The sequence below is a fragment of the Salinispirillum marinum genome (assembly GCF_042650105.1).
GTDB lineage: Bacteria > Pseudomonadota > Gammaproteobacteria > Pseudomonadales > Natronospirillaceae > Salinispirillum > Salinispirillum marinum.
Genome location: NZ_JBHSAL010000001.1, coordinates 1,483,998 through 1,504,547 on the forward strand (window position 1 = coordinate 1,483,998; position 20,550 = coordinate 1,504,547).

The following is a 20,550-nucleotide window of genomic DNA, read 5'->3' on the forward strand; positions in this document are numbered from 1 at the left end:
ATGTTTAGGGTTTAGATGTGTTTGCAAGATAATGTTCAAGCAAGCGCCGCGAACGGCTGATGTGGCGGCGCATCAACAGCTCCGCTAAGTCGGCTTCGCGGTTGCGCAGCGCGTCGAGAATCATCTGGTGTTCCCGCAGCGCTTGAATGGGGTCGGTGCGGTGGTCCGCCGTTTGTTGGCGATACATGCGCACCACAGCGTAGAGTTCGTCGCACAGCAGGGCTATCAGTTGTTTGTTGCGGCTGGCGCGGATGATGCGGTTGTGAAAGTCGTAATTGCCTTCTTGGTCGGCGTAGTGTTCGCCGCCACTGGCAAGTAAGTCCTGCTCGTGTTGTTCCAGCAAGGCTGCTAATTCGTCCAGCTCGGCATCGGAAATATGTTCACAGGCTTGGCGGGCGGCCATGCCTTCTAAGGCTTCACGAATGGCAAAGGTGTTGGCGAGGGATTCTGTCGACAATTCCACCACACGCGCGCCCACGTTGGGAATGCGCGTCACCAGCCCCATGCCTTCCAATTTTACAATGGCTTCACGCAATGGTCCGCGGGATACACCGTATTTGCGGGCGAGCTCAGGCTCGGAAATCTTGCTGCCTTGCGGCATTTCGCCACGAATAATGGCTTGGCTGAGGCGCTGTGCGAGGTCTTCGGTGATGGTCTGAGTTTTTAACGCGGAGACGGTCATGTGTCGACACTCAATTCAAGATTGTCGACATAATAGGTTTTTAATTACATTTTTGTCGAGGAAAATTTAATAATTGTCGACAATATTGGACGAAAGTCGAATCGGGTCGTCGGTGGTTGACGACCCATGGGCGCCCAACAGTTTATTGAGCGATCAGTCCTGCCAGAACCATTTCTGCGTTTCTTGCTCTGCTTGCTGGCGAGTTAAGCCGATATCCTTCAACAAGTGGTCGGGTAGGGTGGCGAGATGACGGCGGATACGCCGGTTCGTTTTCCATTTGGCCATCAGGCTTAACCATGCATGAACGTTGCTTGGAAATGCTCGGCCTTTTTCAGTGGCCGCAACACTTGCCGAATGAATGAGGTCTGATGCTTCCAAAACGCTTTTCATGGTCTCTCTCCTAAAAACAAACGTTGGCGACGTTGCCAACAGGGTCTATAGTAGGCGCTTCATTTGATACGATACAGATATAGAAAAAGTTAAAGTCAACCGGTACAGATGGTCTGAAATAGCTCTGTACCGGTCGGTTTTACCGCAACTGTACTGCTCGGCTTTAACCCTTGTTCGGAGGCGTGATGGAAACCAATCTTTATGCTCAATTGGCGGAGCGCGTAACGGAACAAATACGCCAAGGCGCAGTGCAAACGGGTGAGCGTTTGCCCTCGGTACGTAAAATGGCGCAACGCGAAGCGGTGAGCATCTCAACCGTGATGGCGGCCTACAGCTTTTTAGAACAGCAGGGCTGGATAGAAGCGCGACCCAAGTCAGGCTATTTCGTGAAGCAAAAGCAAACGGATGCATTGCAAAAACCTTCTGTTATATGCGCTAAACCCAAGCCACGGCCCGCCACCGTTTCCCAATTAATGATGGACGTGCGCCGCACTAAAGTCGCTGACCATGGCAATTTCTCGCGCTCGGTTCCCGCGTTGGACTTGCCCATCATTCAGCAGATCAAACGCACGTACACCCGCCTATCCCGCACCAAGTCTTACGTTGGGGTAGGTTATGATTCCGTGGAGGGGCTACCGGAATTGCGCCAGCAAATCGCGCGGCGGGCGGTCGATGCCGGGGTGTTTATTTCGCCAGAGTCGGTCATCACGGCGTCCGGTTGTCAAAACGCCATGGCGCTGTGTTTACGCGTATTGACCCAGCCCGGTGACATCGTGGCCGTAGAATCGCCCTGCTATTACGGGCTGTTGCAGATCATCGAAGCCTTCGGCTTGAAGGCCATTGAAATTCCCGCGCACCCTGAAAGCGGGATGAGTATTGAAGCCCTGCAACTGGCCTTAGCGAAGTGGCCGATCAAGGTTATTTTGTCGGTCCCCACGTTTTCGAATCCGCTGGGGTGCGATATGCCGATGGCACGCCGCGAGGAACTGATGGCCTTGTTGGATCGCTATGATATTCCGATGATAGAAGACGATATCTATGGTGATTTGTACTTCGGCGAGCGGCGCACGCGGGCAGTGAAGTCGTTGGATGCCGACGGCCGGGTGCTGCTGTGTTCATCGCTATCAAAAACGTTGGACCCGCAATTACGCATCGGCTGGATCATGCCCGGCCGGTACTTTGAAGAGGTGGCCTACAGTAAGTTCGTGAATTTGCACACCCATTCCGCCTTGCCGCAAATGGTGGCGGCAGAATTATTGGCGCAAGGGCTGTACGACCGACATTTGCGTCTGGCCAGAGAAACATACCGGCAGCGTTACCAACGGCTGGCGGATTTGGTGACGGCGTATTTCCCGGCGGAAACACGTATGTCGCAGCCTCAAGGCGGCATCGTCGCTTGGTTGCAATTCCCCGAGCAGGTGAATACCACCGAGCTTTACCATCGCGCTAAAGCAGAAGGCATTCTCTTTGCGCCGGGTGAGCTTTTTTCCATTTCCGGGCAATACAAAAACTGCTTGCGCTTGGGCTACAGCCAACGTTGGACGCCCGAGCGCGAAGAAGCCATTCAGCGCTTGGGCCAATGGGTGAAGGAGGCGCTGCATGCCTAAGTGAGTTTGCGCTACACTGAAACACCTCGACAACCTGTACTAGGATTTAACATGCAAGGTTTCACCCGGCCCATTCGTTTAACGCCCGTGTTTCAGCATTACGCATGGGGCACGGCGACGGCCATTACTGACCTGTTGAATCTGCCAACTGTCAACACCAACGAACCGGTTGCAGAATTGTGGATGGGTGCGCATACGGGCTTACCTTCGCCTCTGGCATCGGCGATAGACGGCATAACGCATTTGGACGCCTTGATCGCACAAGACCCCAAAGCGATATTGGGCGAGCAAAACGCCGCCATGCATGACCAACTGCCCTATCTCTTCAAAGTGTTGAGCGCCGAGCACGCGCTTTCCGTTCAAGTACACCCCTCTAAAGCACAGGCGGAAGCCGGTTTTGCGGAGGAAAATGCGCGTGGTATCGCATGGACAGACCCAACACGCAATTACAAAGACGATAACCACAAGCCGGAACTGCTCATGGCGCTGACCGAATTTCACGCCATGGCCGGGTTTCGCCAACCCGATGCGGTGGCAGACCGTTTCACTCAGTTGAACAGCCCAGCGTTGCATGCGTGGATAGAGCGTTTGCGGGAGCAGGGCCTGCCCGCCTTGGCCGAATTGTATGCGTGGCTGTTGCAGCGACCTCAGGCCGAAGTTGAAACCATCGTGCAGGAAGCCATGGCCGTGTTGCCCGATGCGCCTGAGTTCGCTTGGATGGCCCAACTGCATCAACAGTATGGCGCCGATATGGGCATCTTCTTTCCTTTGGTGCTGAACTACCTTGTGCTGCAACCCGGAGAAGCCATTTATTTGGATGCTGGCATTCCGCACGCCTATTTACGTGGCACCGGCTTAGAGGTGATGGCGAGTTCCGACAATGTGCTGCGCGGCGGCTTGACCTCAAAGCACATGGATGTACCGGAATTGCTGCGCATTACCAACGTGGTGCCCGACTCGGTTCAGGTGCAAGCGGGTGTCACGGAGCAGGGCGTAACCCGTTTCGATATTCCCTGTACGGATTTTGACTTGCGGCTGATTGACCTCAGCGAAGGCACCGTCACGCTGGGGTGCAGTGGCAGCGCTGAACTGTTGTTGGTGCTTTCGGGCGACGCAGAAGTGGCCGACCAAAGCGTGCAGCACGGCGATATTTTTTTGCTGCCCGCCTGTTTAGGCGAGGTGCGCTTACGCGGCAATGCGCGGTTGGCGGTGGTGACTACAGTGGTTGCGATACTCTAACCGGCGAAAAGCCCCAGCACTTGCGTTTCCCATACCACCACACCCCATGTCAACGCCATCAACGCCAAGCTGGTGAACACCGCGGCGGAGCCCATGTCTTTGGCGCGTCCGGCCAATTCATTCCATTCCGGGCTGGCGTGGTCCACTATGGCTTCAACGGCGGAATTCAACAATTCGACGACTAAGACCAACAAACCGGAGCCAACCAGCAGTAACCATTGCAACAGGGTATCGGCCAAAAATGCGGCGGCGAGTACCGCTACCCCTACCAACAGCAACTCTTGTCGAAAGGCGGCTTCGTTGCGGTACGCCGCCCGAAAACCGTGCATGGAATAGCGGGTGGCGTTGATGATGCGTTGCAGGCCGGTAGTGCCGGGCTTGACCATGGGGTATCCTCGTTGGGTGGTTTTTAGGCAGTAAACCGTACTTGTGTGACAAATAAAAGGTTGGATGAACATGGTGTTCAAACGGGTCGGTACAATTTTGATGGTGGGTTTGATGCTTATGACCGCTATCCTGAACGCTGCGGTGGCCGAGCCGTTTCGTATTGCGACCTTCAACGTGCATTACATCTCGCCGAATCAAACAAAAATGGTGTGGGCTGACCGGCGGGATGCGGTGGTGGCGGCGTTAAGCGACATGAATGCTGATCTGGTGGCGTTTCAGGAGATGGAAACCTTTATAGGTGGCAGCGGCAACCCGGAGAACCAGCAATTGGATTGGGTGCTACAGCATCTGCCGGAATACCAAGCGGCGGCTGTGGGTGATCCTCGCACTTACCCTGCAACACAGCCCATTATCTATCGAGCCGAGCGTTTTACGCCGTTGGAGCAGGGATATTTCTTTTATTCGGCAACCCCTGACGTTATCTATTCTCGACAGTGGAACGGTGGGCATGCGTATTTCAGCAGTTGGGTGAAGTTCTTAGATCGGCAGACCGAGCAAGCCTTCTATGTCCTGAATGTGCACAACGACTACAGCAGCCGCAGCAACCGCATAAAAACCACCGAACTGATCATGCAGCGCATGCAGCCGTGGTTACAGAGTGACGCGCCCATCGTGGTGTTAGGGGATTTAAATGCCCCTGGCTGGTTTGCTGAGGTGGCTGCCATTCGTGACCTCGGGTTTACCTTGGCGTCGAGCGCGGGCAGCACCTTTCATTTTAATCGGGGCTTGCATCTGTTTCCGGCCATTGACCACATTCTGTTCACGGGGTTTCAGCAACAGGGTGATACCGAGCGGCTGAACCGCCGTTATGACGGTGTCTGGCCTTCAGACCATCATCCGGTATACATTAGTTTGCAGTGAACAATACGTTTTAATCGATTAGGTAGAATCTATGGAACCCGCTTTTTTATTGTATGCGTTTGTCGGTGGGATGCTGGCCATGATTGTTCGGCTACCGCCACTCGCTGGCTTTTTGGCCGCCGGATTTGTGTTGAACTGGCAAGGTTATGAATTGACCACCGCATTGGACTCCGTTGCGGATTTAGGCGTAACGCTGTTGTTGTTCACCATCGGGTTGAAATTGAATGTTAAGTTGTTGCTTCGGCCGGAAGTGTGGGGTGTTGCCACCTTGCACATGGTGTTGTCCAGTGGTGGCTTTTTGGTGGTGTTTATCGCGCTAAAAGCCTTAGGTGTGATGCTGTTTCAAAACAGTGGGTGGACCAACCTACTGGTGCTGGGTTTTGCGTTGTCGTTTTCCAGTACGGTGTTCGCGGTAAAGGTACTGGAGGACCGCAGTGAGACGCAGTCGCTGTATGGCCGGGTAGCGATTGGTGTATTGATCATGCAGGACATCTTCGCCGTGCTATTTCTAACGGCATCTACCGGCGCGCTGCCCAGCCCTTGGGCGCTGGCGCTGGTGTTGCTTATCCCGGTGGCGCCGGTATTTCGTCGGTTGCTGGAACGCTTGGGGCATGGTGAGATGCAGGTGCTCTTTGGGTTCCTGTTTGCCCTGGTGTTGGGGTATCAGTTGTTTGAAACGGTGGGTATCAAGGGTGATTTAGGGGCGTTGGTCATGGGTGTGTTGTTAGCGCCCCACGCCGCTGCCGGTGGCTTGGCAAAGGCGTTGTTCAACATTAAAGAGTTGTTCTTGGTGGGGTTCTTTTTGTCCATTGGCCTGACGGCGCTGCCCACCTGGGAGCATGTTGGCTGGGCTTTGTTGCTGGTGGTGGCCATACCGCTGAAGTCATGGCTGTTTCTCATGATGTTCTCTCGCTTCCGCTTGCGCATTCGTACGTCGGTGCTCGCAACGTTGTCGCTCGGCAACTTTTCGGAATTTGGCCTGATCGTTGCGGCTTTGGCGTTGTCGGAGGGGTGGTTGTCGGCGGATTGGCTGGTGATCTTGTCGCTCGCGGTTGCGTTCAGCTTTGTGCTGGGTGCAGTGCTAAACCAATACAGTGAGGCACTGTATTGTCGGTTACGTCCTTTCCTTCGTGAAGTGGCGGCACATCGTTTAAATGCACACGATCGGCCGATTGAAATTGGCGACGCTCAAGTCGTGGTGCTGGGTATGGGCCGGATGGGACGCGGGGCATACGACCGTTTAACGCAAGAGTATGGTTTGAAGGTGTTGGGTGTAGACAGCAATGCGGCGACGGTAGAAAAATATGCCCAGGAAGGCCTTCGGGTTTTGGAAGGCGATGCCGTAGATTCCGATTTTTGGGATAAATTGCTGTTATCCGAGCAGATTGATTTGGTGATGTTGGCCATGCCGCATCATGCGGGTAATTTGTTTGCGATAGATCAGCTCAGAGGTCGATCGTTTAAGGGTAAAATAGCCGCCATTGTCGAATACGCGGATGAAGCCATGCCGCTCAAAAAGCGAGGCGCGGATGCGGTGTTTTATTTATACGACGAGGCGGGCGTGGCGTTTGCGGACAGTGCAATGGCCGAATTGAAATCTCATTCCGTGGCCAACTGAGCCATGTCTCAGTCTACGCCCTCGCATCCCAAAGGCGCTACGAACGATTATCGTCATCAGCTCAGTCCTGTGTGCACGGTTATGGTCGTGGGTCACCGGCAAGCCCGGCTGAGCGAGCGTGGTTACGGTGTGCAGGACAGGCATCTGGCGCACCCGTTAGAACGCGTGCTCATGCAGCTTCGGCAGCGCGCCGGGCGTGCCTTTGCACTTGGGGCTGCGCTGTATCATGACGAGTCGCCCCGCTTTCGCTTGTTAACCGGTGTGGCCGATGGAACCGATGAACTGGCGGCCAATTTGGCCGCGCAGGTGGGGTTTGAGTTACATATGCTGGCCCCCGGCCGCGCTGCCGATGCGAGTTTCACTGAACCAGAGCCCGAGCGTGCCGTGTCACTGGGCATGAAACCGACCGGGATAGATCGGCAACGTTTGCGCCAGGAAGACTACTCCAAGCGTGATGAACTGGCGCTGAGCTTTTCCGATGTGCTGGTGGTGGTGTGGGATGGCAATGAACCTTTCCCCATGCAAAGCGGTGCAGCATTGGCCACCAAAGCCGCCATCTTGCGTCGTGTGCCGGTGGTCTGGGTGCAGCCTCAACCCAAGGGCGCACGAGCCGAAGTCTGGGTAACCGACCCGAAGAAACTGACCGATTCCTTTCTCATGGAAATCGAGGTGCTGGATACCACGCCCGAGCATTTGCAGACGGCCTTTGTGCCGTTGGATGTGGGCAGTACGGCTGCCGACGATCTTTTCGATGGTTGGTTTAACGGCTTGTTGGTGCCCTTTTTACCGCATTTGGATGCTGCGCACCACGAGCGGGTCATGCGCCGCCGTATCGCGCAACAAGACACCTTGCTCGGCTACCTCACGAGTTGTTTACTGTTTGTGTTGAGCATGGGGAGAACCCAGCGCCCGCTGAATCCACTGAACTGGCTGCTGGGTGGCGTTTTATGGTTGCAGGTGATGCTCAATCCGCCCAAGCGCAGTGCAGAGTTGCGTATTGTGGACCACCTCAACAGCAATATCCGCGCCTTCCATTGGCGCGATAATTTGATGAGCCGGTTGCATGGCTTCTTCTCCGGTCTGTTGCGCCTGTCATTAGCCGACGCCTTGGGCAGTGTGCGGCAAAAACGTTTGATCCGGCATCGGGACATGGCGGCGGATGCCACGGACCATCCGGTGCGAGAAACGTCATTGCCCGGTTTTTATCATTGGGCCGATGCGCAAGCGCGCGTTTATGCCACGCGTTACCGCGATGATACCTGGGTAGTGTACTACGCCGCCGCCCTTGCCGTGTTTTGTGCCGTCGCCGGTGCGACGTCTTTATGGCCCGCCGAAGAGCCCGGCTGGCATTTGATCTGGGTGATCTTGGAATTTCTTTTGCTGCGCTTTGTGGTTGGGCGGGTGTTGATCGCACGCTTTAAGGGGTGGCATGAGCGCTGGATGAGCCATCGATATGTCGCTGAACAACTGCGTCTACTGCGTATTGGCTTTCCACTTTTGGTACTGCCCGAAAGCCTGCGTCAGCCTATTTGGCAACCGGCGGACGAGGCCGAGTCGGTCATACGGATCAGCAAACCCGAGGCGTGGATTTTACATCGCATCTTGGTGGCCGAGGGCTTGCCGCAAAGTGCGGCGGGTAAAGCCTATTTCCGCATGACACATCATAACGACGCCATTGTGCACAGTGTCAAACACGCCTTGGATAACAACCGACAGTACTATCAACGGCAATATCATACGCTACACGGCCAGCATCACCATTTGCATCGGTTGTCGTTGGTGTTGTTTGGTTTAACCTTTGTGGCTGTGCTGACGCATTTTGTGTTTCATATTCCGGGTATTTTATTTTTTACCGCGTTCTTTCCGGCCTGGGGGGCGGCCATACATGGCATTTTGAGCCAGAATGAAGTCAGTCGGGTAGCGACCATTGCCGCCAATACCTGGCAGCGCTTGAACACCTTGGATGATGCCATGGCCATGCACCGCACCATTACCGAAACCGGCATTGCGTTGAACGACCAAGCGTTGGCCTGGGCGCGCACACAAGAATTGCGTGAGTTGGTACAGGCGTTTACGGATACGCTGGCGGAAGAGAACCAGCAATGGCTAACGTTGTTGCAGCACAATGAGCCGGACTTGCCGGCCTAAGACCTCAGTGCGCCGCTTTCAACAATACCGGTTCTATATGCACGTTCTGAGTGGCGTTCGAGAGCCAAATTTGCCCTTCGCTGATGCTGGCCTGCAAGGTCATGGTGCGGTCCACCAAGGCTGCCATTGCCTTTACCTGCGGCTCGGGAATTTCCCAAACGGCTAGGTTTTCATAGCGTTGCAATGCCGCTTCATGCTGCGGCCACCATACCGCCACCGAACGCCCGCTGTAGGCGTACAACTTAACCTGCTTGGCGCGGCCACTCGCCTTCCGCAGCCATTTTTCATCAGGCTGGCCAAAGGCAACCCACAGATCAATCTCACCGGTCAACGCCTGCTCAAACAATTCCGGCTCGCCTTCAGCACTTAACCCACGGGCAAAAGTAAGCTGTTCACTGGCGTTCAAAATAAACGCCAATAACCGCACCATCATGCGCTCGTTGGTTTCTGAAGGGTGCTGCGCCAGCGTCAAGGCATGGTCGGCGTAATAACCCCTGTCCATATCGGCAATGTTGATGTTGGCTTTGAACACGGTGGCGGTTTTTGCCATGAAGCTGGGCCTTGCTTGGGAAAAAGGGGAGTATCCGCTGTCGGGCGATGGAGGTAAAGCGCCATTGGTCGGTATGGGTTAACGATGATTGTGTATAAAGTTGTGTGACGATGGTGTAAACCTCCCCGTAAGCTCCGGTGAACAGCACCAAGCTGTACCCGCACAGCGCTATTTCCCCGCCTCGCTGGCTCTGCGATACTATGCGTCAATTATTCGAATCATCATCGCTGCTGGGATCACCAGCGCGACCATTCAGAGTGCAGGAATTGCCCATGATTTTAGATAACCTCACCCCCGTAGGCTTGGACCCTATTCTGTCGTTGTCGGCGGCCTGCCGCGCCGATACCCGACCGCACAAAGTCGATTTAGGCATTGGGGTCTACCGCGACAGCCATGGAGAAACGCCGGTCATGGTCGCCATCAAGATGGCGGAAGCGCGGTTACTGGAACAGCAAAGCAGTAAGTCGTACGTGGGTATGGGTGGGAACGAATCGTTCAACGAGTCGATGATTGGCCTGTTGTTGGGCAACAGCAAGGCAGCCGCTCGTACGGCGGCCATCCAAACCCCCGGTGCCAGCGGTGCTCTGCGCATGTTGGCCGATGTGATCAAGCTTTCTTCACCGGATGCCACGGTATGGCTGAGTGATCCTAGTTACGCGAATCATGCCCCCATCATGAAAACCGCCGGTTTGAAGGTGCGTTTCTACCCCTATTTTGACCCTGCCACCAAGCTTGTGAATACCGCTGCGATGCTTGACGCACTGCGTCAGGCGGGTAAAAACGATGTGGTGTTGTTGCACGGCTCTTGCCATAACCCTACGGGTGCGGATATCGACCTCGAAACCTGGAAGAACGTGACCACGCTGGCGGTTTCACAGGGCTTTTTGCCGTTTGTGGACATGGCCTATCAAGGCTTTGGCGATGGCATGGAAGAAGATGCGGCGGGGTTGCGTTATTTGGTTGAACGGGTGGAGTCGATGGTTATTGCGACTTCCTGCTCGAAAAACTTTGGTTTATACCGCGAGCGTACCGGAGCTGCCATGGTGGTGGGTAAAACCTTGGAACAAGCACAAGCCGTGAAAAGCCGCATTATGGAATCGGCACGTGGCACCTACACCATGCCACCCGACCACGGCGCTGCCTTGGTGGACATGATTCTGCGCGATGAAGCCTTGCGCGCGAACTGGATGACCGAAGTCACCACGGTGCGCAAACGGGTGCAGGCGTTGCGTGGCCTGCTGGCGGATGCCTTGCGGGAGCAAAGCGGCACCAACGATTGGGATTTCATCACCCGCCATAAGGGGATGTTTTCGGTGCTGGGCATTACGCCGGAACAGGCACAGGCGATGCGTCATGACCACGCGATCTACCTGGTCGACAGTGGCCGTATCAACGTCGCGGGTATGCGCGAAGCACAGGCTGAGCAAGTCGCGAAGGCGTTATTGGCCGTGGTTCAGTAAACGTCTCTAGTACGGCCATTCCGTTCGTACGGCGGGTAACACATAGGCATGGGTTAGCCGCCAAATGATGTACAACATCACCAGCGGCAGAATCAGCGTTTCCATGGTGTAAATCACCAACAGCTGAATCAGCCGCTCAATCAAACCGTCGGAAAATGCCCTCAGGCCATCTAACAACTCGGTGGCTTGCCCGGCGATGTCACGCATCCACCCCAGCATGCCTTGCTGGCTTTCTACTAAGGTTTCGCCAGTTTGTAACTGGTCGGTCGTAATGTTGATTTCCTGCTGTGCTTGTTGGCGCGGGCCGTCCAGTACCTGTTCCGTAATCAACCCCACTGCCGCAGCACCCAAAGGAATGCCCAAGCGCATCACCACCATCAACGCCACAAATAATCGGGCAAAGGTTTTGGGCGGGGCATGATAGCTCGGTGGTAAAACAAACAATAACAGTAAGCACACGCATAACGCCGGGCCGAAGACCACTATGGCCATGGTTTGGCCCATTTCCATCACCAGCAATTGAATACCGATGGAGGTCATCGCCAACACCATCACATCAGAGTAGCGTACGGCCATGTCTTGTACCGGTTTAAACACTTGGCCGGGTTTGAACGACGCTACCCCAACACCCACTTGCGCTTCCGCAAAAAACGCAATGGCACGGTCAATTAACCGTGCCGAGGCATAGGAACTTGCGGCCAACAACAGTGAACGTTGCAGGGTTTCTGTGGCTGTGCTTTCTAAGGGTGCCAAAGCCGGGTTAATGACGTGTTTTTCCGCCATGCCCGTGACCAAAACGCCAAAGAAAGCCGCCAATACAGCGCCTGCCACCCAACGCCGTGACAGTGGGATGGGGCGGGCGATTTTGGGTTTTTGCCGTACAGTGGGAGGTTGGTCAGGTTCTGCAACGGTTTTACGCCCGTGTAGCCACTGGCTTGTCCATGTGGTGAAGGGCAGCAAGAAACACAGCAAGCCCAAAGCCGTATCCTTGGCTGTGTGTACCTTCAGCCATTGCTTGAAACTCAGCAGACCAACGCCCGTTCCAAACAACAGGGCATAACTTATCCATGGGAATTGCCCGGTGAGCGTGAAGGCATACAAAAATGTGGCGTCCAACAGCAGCAGTGGCCAAGCCGTTTTGTAACGCCAAAGGATGTTCATAACAGTATCCAATGCCAAAGAGGTCTTACTAGAGTAGCTTCCCTAGCGGTAGGCTGCCAGCGTAACCATGATGGGCTATAGTGAGCACCATGTATTTCCCTTAAATTCGGCAAAAGGACACATTATGTCTTTGTTTACCGGCCCTGATGGCCAAGCGCGTTGTTCATGGTGCAGCGCTACACCCGAGTACATGGCCTATCACGACCGGGAGTGGGGGTTCCCGGTCGTGGATGACCTACGGCTGTTTGAGAAAATCTGTTTAGAAGGTTTTCAGTCCGGGTTAAGCTGGCGCACGATTCTCACCAAGCGCGAAAACTTCCGCACTGCCTTTGCGGGTTTCGATTTCAACGTCATCGCCCGGTTCACCCAAGCCGATGTTGAACGCCTGCTGCAAGACGCCGGTATTGTGCGGCACAGAGGCAAAATTGAAGCGGTGATCAACAACGCCGCACGAGCTCAAGAAATGGTCGCGAAAGAAGGCTCGCTGGCAGCGTTCTTCTGGCGCTATGAAGAACCCAGTGCCAACCAACCGGCCAGCCCACCCGTAGCCACCACGGCAATTTCTATTGCGCTGTCGAAAGAATTGAAAAAGCGCGGTTGGAAATTCGTCGGCCCCACCACCGCGTATGCCTTTATGCAGGCCATGGGCTTGGTGAACGATCATGCCGAAGGCTGTGCGGCTCGGGAACAGGTGGCCACAGCACGGCGGCAATTCACGGTGCCGCGTTGAATCGAACGAACCTTCAAGTTTCAGACGCATTCAGATCCGCCTATACTGAATGGATTGTGTTACCAACGTTATTAGCCCAAGGGTACGTGCTGTTCCGCCATAACCCTGTTGTTGAGCCTTTTTTGCATGTCTTATGTAACACCACAAGTACCCGATGAGGGTAGCGGTTCGGCTTCTATCGACCTAGTGCCGTCACTCAGCGAGCTGGTCAACATGGTGGCTGAACGTAAGGCCGACTTTCCCGATCTCATTGTTGCCTTGTCGCCACTCATTCACCAAGGCAGCGCCTTACCTACGGAAACTGCCTTGGAATTGTCGGTGGCCCTGCACGACATTGAAGCGGAAGCGCTGGAAGAAGACGCCCTATACCGCCTGGTGAATCAGCAATCTGCGCCGGCCATTGCCATGAACGCAGTGGGTACTGTCCTGGCGCTGAATGTGGCGGCCCGGCAGTTGTTTGGTCTGGCGCTGGGTGATAGCGTGGCGCAATTGGGTGTGGACGAGGAGGCGCTGCACGCATTTCAACAACGTTTGGCTGAGGTGTCCGGGCCAACTATGCTCAAGGTGGTTCGCCCGGACGCCGATGGCTTGCCCATGGTGATGATTGGGCGCTATAACCATCAATACCGTGCCTTTGTCCTCACCACCTTGCAGCATCATTGGCCGGAGTCTATCGACAAGGCGCTGGAAGCACTCTTTCAACTCACGCGTTCCGAGCGTGATGTGTTGTCCTGTTTGGCACAAGGGCAAACCGCGGAACAGATCGCGCACAGTCGTTCCCGCACCCTAGGCACCGTGCGCCAACAAATCAAAACGGTGTTGCACAAGTTGGGTGCTACAACCCAGGTGCAAGCGGCTACTTTGGCATCGGCAGCGGCCAATGCTCTGGTCGATATGCCGCAAGGCAGTGATACGCTCATGCTACGTCAAGCCAGTTCTGATATGACACTGGCTGAATTTACGCGTAACGGTCGCCGCATCGGTTGGCGCAGGTTTGGTCAAGCAGGTGGCCAACCGGTGGTGTTTCTGCATGGCCCGTTCTTTGGTGCAGGGGAGTTCGTGGCCGACCGTCAGTGGGCTGCACAACTGGGTTTGGATGTCTTTGCGCTCGAACGTCCGGGCTATGGCCGGACCGATATTTCCGATCGTAAAGTACCGGTAGTAGAGGCCATGGTCGGCGACATTCTGGCGTTAATGGAGGATCAAGGTATCCAACGGGCTACTTTTCTTACCCATGAAGTCGCCCTAATTCCAGCCTTGCAGTTGGCGCAACAAGCACCGGATCGCTTGGTCAAAATCGTAGGTGTATCCGCCGCCCCACCGTTTCAAGCGCTGGCGCAAGTTAACGCCATGCCGGCACAACAAAGCATTTTTATTTGGGCTGCCCAACACGCCCGATGGCTAGTGCGGTTACTTATCCGTTTGGGCATGGTTCGGCTGCGTAAGTTAGGGCCAGATCGCTGGATGGATGCCGTGTTCGGTGAAGTACCAGGCGATATGGCCGTGCTGAATCGCCCTGAATTGCAACCCGGCATTATCGGTTCGTACAGCTACAACATAAACCAAATGGGCGCCGGTTTCGAAGTCGACTTACAACTGACGTTCGGTGCCTGGGCAGAATTGATCCAGCAAAATAAAGTGCCCGTAACCTTGCTGCATGGTGAAGACAACCAAACCACCCGCTACGAATATGCCCAGATTTTCACCCAATTAAATCCGAACATTAGGCTCATTGGTGTTTCGGGCAGTGGGCAAACGCTGGCGGTCGAGCGACCCGACGTGATCTATCCGCAGTTGGTAGCAACGTAAGCGGCCCTAAAGTAAGGCGACATGACCGATTTAACAACAAACGATAATCCATTAAGCCCGCACCAAATTCGAGAACTGGTGCTCCGTATCGGCACCAAGGCCGAAGAGTTTCAGGCTTTAGTGGCCTTGTTGCAGCCCATGTTAACAAGTGGCGAAGAACTGCCCGCCGAAACGGCATTGGCGCTATCCAATGCCTTGCATGAGCTGGAAGATGTGGCTGACACGCGAGATGCACTGAACAGCATGGTCGACGGCTATATCGCACCTGCCTTGGTGCTGGATGAATATGGCCGTGTATTGTCGACCAACCAAGGTTTGCGGCAACAAATCGACTTGAGTGCTGGTGCGACTCTTGCTCAGCTGGGTGTGACGGAGTCGTCTTTTGAGGACTTCAAAGCAAGACTGACCGAGCACGCAAAGAGTACACTCCTCAATCTAAGTCCGCAGCACCGATCACAGTACAGCAAACCACTACTCATGCTAGGGCAGCGCGGAACCCAGCCGGGGGTGTATCTCCTCGTGGCCTTGCAACAGCATTGGCCCGCCTCAATTGAACGTGCGGTTACGGACTTATTTGGTTTGTCCCCGCGCGAGTCGGCGGTGCTGGCCGGTTTAGCCTCCGGGCTGACCCTGGAAGAAATCGCGCTGCAGAATGAACGCAAACTCAGCACCGTGCGGCAGCAAACCAAGTCTTTGGTAAAAAAAATGGGCGCGGCAACCCAAACCCAAGCCGCCACCTTAGCTGCAGCGGCCTCCAATGCCGTCAACCGAACACTGGAGTCCGATGTGATGGGTGCGTTGCCGAACCAGCGCACGCCCTGGTTGACCGGTGAACAGCAACGGGATGGCCGACGCATAGGCTGGCGTCGCTTTGGTAAAGCCGGTGGCGTACCGGTATTGTTCGTGCACGGGCCATCGTTTGGTGCGGGTGAGTTTGAGCATGACCGTTATTGGGCCACGCATTTCGGGCTGGATGTGGTCGCCATTGAGCGTCCCGGGTACGGCCGTACGGATCGACCGCATCGGCATGATGATGCGTTGCAATGCCAGGTGGACGATATTCAAGCGGTATTAGATACGCTCGATGTAACGCCCAAACGCGTGGTGGCCCATGAAGTGGGATTGATCATTGCCTTGGCATGGGCGGCTCAGCAACCCCAGCCTGTTCAGCGTATCGTGGGTGTATCCTGTGCCCCGCCTTTTCACAGCATTGAACAACTCAGTGACATGCCTGCCCAGCAAGGCATATTTATACTTGCCGCACGGCATGCCCCATGGATGGCGAAATTGTTGTTGCGATTACTGGTTATACGGCTGCGTCAACTGGGGTCTGAACGCTGGTATGAAGCGGTATTTGGTGATGTACCCAATGACTTTTCCGTGACACAGAGGCCTGCATTTCATCAAGGTGTGGTGGCGGTATATCCCTTTTATACACGACAATCCGGTGCCGGGTTTGAGGTGGATCTGCAGGTCATGATCCGGGATTGGGGGCACTTAGTGAAAGAGTGCGACGTACCGCTGACGTTATTGCATGGTAACGACAACCCGACTACGCCGGTTGAATACTTGAGTGTATTCCAAGCGCTGAACCCTAACGTGGAGATTCATTGCATAGAAAAAAGCGGGCTCACATTGGCATTGAGTGAGCCCGAGCGGATTTATCGAGAAATTGCCCGATCGTCAGCATAGCCATCCATGGCCTCTTATTGAATCTACTGAATCAAGCCTGATCGGTTGAAATCGGCCGGTTGGGCAGTACGTACCGGGCGCAGACGGAAACCGAGGTCAACCACTTGGCTGGCACTGGCACTGGGTGCGCAATTAACGATATTGGCATCCGTGCACGCCACTTCATACAAATCCAATGGATTGGCGCGGCCCCAGGGTGTAATCCGAAAGCTCTTCTCTCCTCCCGTATAACCATAGTCATAAGTCACTAAGCTGGTCGTACCCAAGCGTTGGCCTGGCGCGTATAGGGCAGTTCCAGTTCCAGGCAAATTACCTTCTGCACTGATTGGGTGAAAATGTGCTACGTGAATCAACTCGACAATACTTGTGCTCGTGGCTCCTGGGCGATCCCCTCCGAGTGTGGAGGTTAGGAAGGTGTTAAAGAAAAAGTTCTTTGTAGCATTGTTGTTATAGAGGCTAGCTTGAGTGTTGACGGTAGCAGCATCTCGGGAATAAATACCATAAGGGCGAGTGCTCGCCGCCGAGTCGTTGCTTCGATTAATGTCGTGCTGATAGTTGCTAGCATCAACAAACTGGTTGGGAAAAACCACGTTGTTCACATAGCTGTTGCCATTGCTGCTCGGCGTGGCACAGGTCTCGAATAGAGTGAGCATTTCGCGCGCGTTGGGGATGCGCCAGTTATTGTAACCGGCCAAACGGGAGGCAGCGCCCAGTGGATTTGAAATTTTCTCGGGTAGGGCATTTGTCCAACTACTTCCAAAATAGGCTTGTAAGTCGATCTCGCCATCAAACTCCATATAGGCAAGCGCATCCTCAAAAGTCACGCGGGTATCACCTAGATCGGTTGGGTTTGTACAGGCTCCACTGACATCCCATGTTTGGCCAACACTGCAAGCCTGCCACATCAAACCAGTTGGTTTGTGTATGACCACCCCATCGGTGTAGCGTAAGAAGTCGCTGGTGGGCGTACTTGGTTGACAGGTTTGCGCTAAGGCTTGAACGGTAAAGAGCGCTCCAATACCGAAGGCTAAAAGTTGTGCTTTCATGAATATGCTCCTTATTGGCTGCTCAGGTCGTTAACATACAGCGTGCGCGCGCTGCTCGACGCTCCTGTACCATTAGTGTCGAAGGTTGAACGCACCCCGGTGGTGTAATTGATGACCCAGTTGTGGAAGTTGGAGCCAAGGCTATCGTTCTGAACGCCAGTACCGGCATTTGGGCCTGATAAAGCTGCTGGATAAGGTGAGCTTGTCCAATACCACGCATCTTGGGGCGCGAAGCTAAACCAAGTGGTGTCTACGCTGACCCCCGTGCGGCTGTACTGCAACAGGCTCTCGGCCTCGGCCTTAGTGGGTAGCCGCCAGCCACTGGTCAAGCCACATGCTGAAGCTCGTTCAGCCGCTCCAATGGTCGTGTCATAGTCGAGGGCTGAGTTTCCTGCATCGGACCGCCATACAAGACCCGTGACGTTGTCGCGGAAGCATTCTTGGTCAGTGCTTGTCGCTGGCAAGGCTTGTCCAGTGGGCCCCAGCTTGGTGTAATCGAAACCGGCTTTACCACTGCCCACTTTGATTAGTTGGTCATCGGCATCACGGCCCGTATTGCCGTCTTGCTGTGGGGCTCGGCCAGATGGAAGATTCACAGCATTTGAAAATACTGCTTTTGGCCAAAGATTGGCGCCGCTGGGTAGGTCGTCGCAGCTCGAAATTCCATTGGGGAAACTACCGGTAGTAATGCTGATGCAGTTGGCTTCACCTGTGTCATTGATCGCTCCTGCTACCACCGCTAACTGGGAACTGATCGCTAATTGAGAGGACCCGGAAACAGCCTCCACTCTTAGGTTGAGTAATTTGCCGTTTTCCAGGCCGGTAACCAAACATGGCGACTGCGAGCAGGTGAATGTAGCGCTTCCTCCCGCTGAAGGGCTGCTCGCACTTATTTCAGATGTGTTGGTATAAACTATGTAGCTTGTCGCTCCAGATGCTGTTGCAAAGTTAACAATGACCCCACCACTAACGGCTTGATGACGAGCAGTTAACGTCGAGGTGTTTGTGTTGGTAGAACCAGAGCTAGAACCAGAGCTAGAACCACCGGTATTTCCATTATTGGACGAACCATCGGACGAGCCCGAACTATTACTTCCGTTTGAGCTACTCTGAGTTGTGCCGTCAGACGTGCTATTTGTCCCGCTAGACTCACTTGTACTGTTGCACGCTGCCAGCATAAGGGTGCTGGTACAGAGCAATGCAGTTAATAGGTGTTTATTCATGGGCTATCAGCTTCCTTTATTGAAAGTTGGCACAAAGGTAAGTCAGGTTTCTGACCCGGTGCATTCAATGAAGGCTGAGGCTAAAGGGATTGGCAGAATCCGGCATCTACCATATGGTACAAGTCGGTCTGTTTTTAGCTGGAAACTCTGTAAATATGGTGCGTAATGTGACGGGGTTCACATTTTTATGACCAGTCGGTCAGTTGGTTGCTCGGGAACAGATATCCATAACACGGAAACGTAAATCCATGAGCTGCTGTTGGCAATGGTTTAAGGTTATTCTGTGCGGGTGGATCCCCGCCTGCGCGGGGAGTGAAAAAATCACCGCTGTGCCGCCACCCAGTCAATCAGCAATGCCCTCTCCTCGTCCGTCATGCCGGTCATATTGCCCAGTGGCATATAGCCGCTACGCATGGAGGTGACAGCGCGGTCGGCGGCAACCAAAAGCTGGTCACTGTGTTCAAAATTTAACCCAGCGGGCGCGGCACTGAACATGGTGGAGCTGGGGTTGGTAGCATGGCAGGTGGCGCAGCGCGCTTGCAGTATGTCGTCGATCTGCGCGGTGCTGACGTTGGCCATGGCGTTGCTGCGTTCTTCGGAAACGGCGGTTTGCGCGCTTGGCGGTGCCATTAGGAATGCCAGACCAGCCAAGGCAACAAGCGCGATGACCAAAATAGCAGGCTGTACCTTGCCTTGGTGTTTGAGGTTAAAGAAGTGCCGTGCGTAGGCGCTGATCGCACCGATGGCGGCCAGCACCAGCCAGTTGAGTTCATGCCCGTAGGTCATCGGGTAATGGTTGCTCAACATGATGAAGATGATGGGCAAGGTTAGGTAGTTGTTGTGCGTTGAGCGCAATTTGGCCATTAAGGCAGGTGCTGGGTCGGGTGTTTCACCCGCTTGTACGGCGGCAACGAGTTTGCGTTGCGCAGGCATGATACCGAGGAAGACGTTCCCGGCCATAATCGTGCCGATCAGTGCGCCCACTTGAATGTAAGCCCCGCGGCCGGAAAAAACCGAAGTCATCAGCCAAGCGTAGAAGGTCAAAATCAGAAACAGCACGATGCCAAAAGCCATGCCGTTGCGGCGCAGCCGGCTGCGTAACAAGGCTTCGTAAATCGCCAAGCCGACCAACAAGGAGGCGACAGAGAGCATAACCGCCTGCGGTGTGGTGAAGGCAAATTTGCTGGCGTCGACCAAGTAAGCCTGCGCGCCCACGTAGTAGATCAGTACCATCAACACCATGCCGGTCAGCCAGGTGGTGTAGGCTTCCCATTTGAACCAATGCAGGGTTTCTGGCTGTTCTTCGGGTCCAAGTTGATACTTGGCGACTTCATAATAACCGCCGCCATGGATCGCCCACAGGTCGCCTTTTATGCCTTTGTCTTTCTTCCATTGCGGTGGTTCGCGAAGGTTATTGTCGAGCCAGATAAAATAGAAGGACGCGCCAATCCATGCGATCCCGGCGATGACATGAAACCAGCGGAAGAACAGTTGCAGCCAATCCATCAAGTAAGCCATGGTCATGTTCGGGTCCTCAACTGCCGCGATAGGTGGAGTAACCGAAGTCACTCAGTAAAAGGGGAATGTGGTAGTGCTCATCGGGCGCTGTCAGGGCGAAGGTGATGCTCACACTGGGGTAAAAGCAGGTGCGTTGGTGGGTCGACATCCATGCGCCGGTCGCAAAATCACACCGGTAGATACCTGCTTCACGGGGCTGCCCGACCAGCCAGTCGGTAATACGGCCATCGCTGTTGGTTTCGCCTTGGGCAATGGCTGTCCATTGATCACCGTCCTGGCGGAACAACTGCACCCTGAGTCCGGCGGCAGGGCGGCCGGTGACGGTGTCCAATACGTGGGTGGTGATGGGGCTGTTAGCATTTGCCATGA

18 protein-coding genes are annotated in these 20,550 nt (G+C 54.7%); 9 read left to right on the plus strand and 9 right to left on the minus strand.

All coding sequences use genetic code 11. From position 1 onward, the window contains the following. Nucleotides 1-4 precede the first annotated feature (4 nt). Together ACFOSD_RS06905 and ACFOSD_RS06910 are read right to left on the minus strand one after the other, a co-directional pair. Nucleotides 5-682 carry a GntR family transcriptional regulator gene (locus ACFOSD_RS06905; RefSeq protein ID WP_380692376.1) on the minus strand — a complete coding sequence of 226 codons (678 nt, stop codon included), beginning with the start codon at nucleotides 680-682 and terminating at the stop codon, nucleotides 5-7. Nucleotides 683-835: 153 nt separating this feature from the next. Next, the gene (locus ACFOSD_RS06910) at nucleotides 836-1,072 is read right to left on the minus strand and encodes a DUF1127 domain-containing protein (RefSeq protein ID WP_380692375.1); all 237 of its coding nucleotides are present in this window, start codon (nucleotides 1,070-1,072) and stop codon (nucleotides 836-838) included. Nucleotides 1,073-1,257: 185 nt separating this feature from the next. On the opposite strand from ACFOSD_RS06910, the gene ACFOSD_RS06915 reads away from it, so the two are divergent. Further along, nucleotides 1,258-2,679, plus strand: a complete 1,422-nt coding sequence (locus ACFOSD_RS06915) for an aminotransferase-like domain-containing protein (RefSeq protein ID WP_380692374.1) — start codon at nucleotides 1,258-1,260, stop codon at nucleotides 2,677-2,679. Nucleotides 2,680-2,730: 51 nt separating this feature from the next. After that, nucleotides 2,731-3,918, plus strand: coding sequence for a mannose-6-phosphate isomerase, class I (manA, locus tag ACFOSD_RS06920; protein WP_380692373.1), 1,188 nt, complete (start codon nucleotides 2,731-2,733; stop codon nucleotides 3,916-3,918). On the opposite strand, the gene ACFOSD_RS06925 is transcribed toward manA, so the two are convergent. After that, nucleotides 3,915-4,304, minus strand: coding sequence for a diacylglycerol kinase (locus ACFOSD_RS06925; RefSeq protein ID WP_380692372.1), 390 nt, complete (start codon nucleotides 4,302-4,304; stop codon nucleotides 3,915-3,917). The genes manA and ACFOSD_RS06925 overlap by 4 nt on opposite strands. A gap of 64 nt (nucleotides 4,305-4,368) precedes the next feature. On the opposite strand from ACFOSD_RS06925, the gene ACFOSD_RS06930 reads away from it, so the two are divergent. Genes ACFOSD_RS06930 through ACFOSD_RS06940 form a run of 3 tightly spaced genes read left to right on the plus strand, consistent with a single transcriptional unit; the run spans nucleotide 4,369 to nucleotide 8,992 of the window. Further along, the gene (locus tag ACFOSD_RS06930) at nucleotides 4,369-5,226 is read left to right on the plus strand and encodes an endonuclease/exonuclease/phosphatase family protein (protein ID WP_380692371.1); all 858 of its coding nucleotides are present in this window, start codon (nucleotides 4,369-4,371) and stop codon (nucleotides 5,224-5,226) included. A 31-nt stretch (nucleotides 5,227-5,257) separates the two neighbouring features. Continuing rightward, nucleotides 5,258-6,844 (plus strand): cation:proton antiporter domain-containing protein, encoded by a 1,587-nt coding sequence (locus ACFOSD_RS06935; RefSeq protein WP_380692370.1) that lies wholly within the window; start codon nucleotides 5,258-5,260, stop codon nucleotides 6,842-6,844. A 3-nt stretch (nucleotides 6,845-6,847) separates the two neighbouring features. Continuing rightward, the gene (locus ACFOSD_RS06940) at nucleotides 6,848-8,992 is read left to right on the plus strand and encodes a hypothetical protein (protein WP_380692369.1); all 2,145 of its coding nucleotides are present in this window, start codon (nucleotides 6,848-6,850) and stop codon (nucleotides 8,990-8,992) included. A 4-nt stretch (nucleotides 8,993-8,996) separates the two neighbouring features. Here the strand turns inward: ACFOSD_RS06940 and ACFOSD_RS06945 are convergent, their stop codons facing one another. Next, on the minus strand, nucleotides 8,997-9,542 hold the full coding sequence (locus tag ACFOSD_RS06945; protein ID WP_380692368.1) for a YaeQ family protein: 546 nt from the start codon (nucleotides 9,540-9,542) through the stop codon (nucleotides 8,997-8,999). Between the two features lie 272 nt (nucleotides 9,543-9,814). Here ACFOSD_RS06945 and ACFOSD_RS06950 point away from each other — a divergent pair, with 272 nt between their 5' ends. Further along, nucleotides 9,815-11,002 carry an amino acid aminotransferase gene (locus tag ACFOSD_RS06950; RefSeq protein WP_380692366.1) on the plus strand — a complete coding sequence of 396 codons (1,188 nt, stop codon included), beginning with the start codon at nucleotides 9,815-9,817 and terminating at the stop codon, nucleotides 11,000-11,002. A gap of 6 nt (nucleotides 11,003-11,008) precedes the next feature. On the opposite strand, the gene ACFOSD_RS06955 is transcribed toward ACFOSD_RS06950, so the two are convergent. Continuing rightward, nucleotides 11,009-12,163: a hypothetical protein gene (locus tag ACFOSD_RS06955; protein WP_380692364.1), complete on the minus strand. Its 1,155-nt coding sequence runs from the start codon at nucleotides 12,161-12,163 to the stop codon at nucleotides 11,009-11,011. A 124-nt stretch (nucleotides 12,164-12,287) separates the two neighbouring features. Between ACFOSD_RS06955 and ACFOSD_RS06960 the strand changes: the two genes are divergently transcribed. From ACFOSD_RS06960 to ACFOSD_RS06970, 3 genes are all read left to right on the plus strand, one after another. Continuing rightward, entirely contained in the window at nucleotides 12,288-12,893 is a 606-nt protein-coding gene (locus ACFOSD_RS06960) for a DNA-3-methyladenine glycosylase I (protein ID WP_380692362.1), read from the plus strand. A gap of 126 nt (nucleotides 12,894-13,019) precedes the next feature. After that, on the plus strand, nucleotides 13,020-14,702 hold the full coding sequence (locus ACFOSD_RS06965; RefSeq protein ID WP_380692361.1) for an alpha/beta fold hydrolase: 1,683 nt from the start codon (nucleotides 13,020-13,022) through the stop codon (nucleotides 14,700-14,702). A gap of 21 nt (nucleotides 14,703-14,723) precedes the next feature. After that, on the plus strand, nucleotides 14,724-16,394 hold the full coding sequence (locus ACFOSD_RS06970) for an alpha/beta fold hydrolase (protein ID WP_380692360.1): 1,671 nt from the start codon (nucleotides 14,724-14,726) through the stop codon (nucleotides 16,392-16,394). A gap of 23 nt (nucleotides 16,395-16,417) precedes the next feature. Here ACFOSD_RS06970 and ACFOSD_RS06975 read toward each other — a convergent pair whose 3' ends face one another. From ACFOSD_RS06975 to uraH, 4 genes are all read right to left on the minus strand, one after another. Then, complete coding sequence (locus tag ACFOSD_RS06975) at nucleotides 16,418-17,440, minus strand: Lcl domain-containing protein (protein WP_380692359.1); 1,023 nt, start codon at nucleotides 17,438-17,440, stop codon at nucleotides 16,418-16,420. An 11-nt stretch (nucleotides 17,441-17,451) separates the two neighbouring features. Further along, nucleotides 17,452-18,270 carry an Lcl C-terminal domain-containing protein gene (locus ACFOSD_RS06980; RefSeq protein WP_380692358.1) on the minus strand — a complete coding sequence of 273 codons (819 nt, stop codon included), beginning with the start codon at nucleotides 18,268-18,270 and terminating at the stop codon, nucleotides 17,452-17,454. Between the two features lie 714 nt (nucleotides 18,271-18,984). Further along, a complete protein-coding gene (locus tag ACFOSD_RS06985) occupies nucleotides 18,985-20,187 on the minus strand; it encodes a urate hydroxylase PuuD (protein ID WP_380692357.1) in 1,203 nt (400 codons plus the stop codon). A 10-nt stretch (nucleotides 20,188-20,197) separates the two neighbouring features. Further along, nucleotides 20,198-20,548 (minus strand): hydroxyisourate hydrolase, encoded by a 351-nt coding sequence (gene uraH / locus ACFOSD_RS06990; protein WP_380692356.1) that lies wholly within the window; start codon nucleotides 20,546-20,548, stop codon nucleotides 20,198-20,200. Nucleotides 20,549-20,550 lie beyond the last annotated feature (2 nt).